The sequence below is a fragment of the Streptomyces sp. NPDC002520 genome, assembly GCF_053595235.1.
The window spans coordinates 1-1714 of sequence record NZ_JBSFXG010000090.1 but is presented as its reverse complement, the minus strand read 5'-3'; the positions used below and the strand labels follow the sequence as shown (position 1 = coordinate 1714).

General features: G+C 66.2%; 1 protein-coding gene and 1 pseudogene. Both read left to right on the top strand.

Annotated elements, in window-relative coordinates; genetic code table 11:
• Positions 1-900 (top strand): annotated as a pseudogene (locus ACWD5D_RS44815) (alpha-1,4-glucan--maltose-1-phosphate maltosyltransferase); the annotation flags it as partial.
• Positions 897-1714: alpha-amylase family glycosyl hydrolase (locus ACWD5D_RS44810; protein WP_451378500.1), on the top strand; the 818-nt coding region annotated here is incomplete at its 3' end. The pseudogene ACWD5D_RS44815 and the gene ACWD5D_RS44810, both read left to right, overlap by 4 nt.

Genomic DNA, 1714 nt, shown 5'->3' with positions numbered 1-1714 from the left:
GTGCGCGTCCTCGGGCACTGGATGGACCACGGGGTGCGGATCTTCCGGGTCGACAACCCCCACACCAAGCCGGTGGTGTTCTGGGAGCGGGTGATCGCGGAGGTCAACGGCACGGATCCGGACGTGATCTTCCTCGCGGAGGCGTTCACCCGGCCCGCGATGATGCACACCCTGGCGCAGATCGGTTTCCAGCAGTCGTACACGTACTTCACCTGGCGCACCAGCAAGCAGGAACTGACCGAGTACCTGACCGAGCTGTCCGGGGAGGCGGCCGCCTACATGCGGCCCAACCTGTTCCCGAACACCCCCGACATCCTGCACGCCTACCTCCAGCACGGCGGCCGGCCCGCCTTCGAGGTCCGCGCGGTGCTCGCCGCGACCCTCTCCCCCACCTGGGGCATCTACAGCGGCTACGAACTGTGCGAGAACACCCCGCTGCGGGAGGGCGGCGAGGAGTACCTCGACTCGGAGAAGTACCAGCTCAAACCCCGCGACTGGGAGGCGGCCGCCCGCGAGGGCCGCACCATCGCCCCCCTCGTCACCCGCCTCAACACCATCCGCAGACGGAACGCGGCCCTGCGCCAGCTGCGCGATCTCCACTTCCATCATGCGGACAAGGAAGCGGTGATCGCGTACTCGAAGCGCAGCGGTTCGAACACGGTTCTGGTGGTCGCCAACCTCGACCCCCACCACACCCAGGAGGCCACGGTCTCGTTGGACATGCCGCAACTCGGCCTGGACTGGCACGAGTCGGTGCCGGTGCGCGACCTGCTCACCGGCGATATCCATCACTGGGGCAGGGCCAACTATGTGCGACTCGAACCGGGTCGTCGACCCGCGCATGTCTTCTCGGTTCTGCGACCGTCCACCCCGCAGATCGGAGGGTCACCCACCATATGATCGTCAACGAGCCTGTCCCGGACACGTTCGAGGACACTCCCGCCAAGGACCGGGACCCGGAGTGGTTCAAACGTGCCGTCTTCTACGAGGTCCTGGTCCGCTCCTTCCAGGACAGCAACGGCGACGGCGTCGGCGACCTGAAGGGCCTGACCGCCAAACTCGACTATCTCCAGTGGCTCGGCGTGGACTGCCTCTGGCTCCCGCCGTTCTTCAAGTCCCCACTGCGTGACGGCGGTTACGACGTCTCCGACTACACCGCCGTCCTGCCCGAGTTCGGCGACCTCGCCGACTTCGTCGAGTTCGTCGACGCCGCCCACCAGCGCGGCATGCGCGTCATCATCGACTTCGTCATGAACCACACCAGCGACCAGCACCCGTGGTTCCAGGAGTCGAGGAGGGATCCGGAGGGTCCGTACGCGGACTACTACGTCTGGGCCGACGACGACAAGCAGTTCCAGGACGCCCGGATCATCTTCGTCGACACCGAGGCCTCCAACTGGACGTACGACCCCGTACGCAAGCAGTACTACTGGCACCGCTTCTTCTCGCACCAGCCGGATCTGAACTACGAGAACCCGGCGGTGCAGGAGGAGATCATCTCCGCGCTGAGGTTCTGGCTGGATCTGGGCATCGACGGGTTCCGGCTGGACGCCGTGCCGTACCTGTACCAGCAGGAGGGCACCAACTGCGAGAACCTGCCGGCGACCCACGAGTTCCTGAAGCGGGTGCGCAAGGAGATCGACGCCCAGTACCCCGACACCGTGCTGCTGGCGGAGGCCAACCAGTGGCCCGAGGACGTCGTCGACTACTTCGG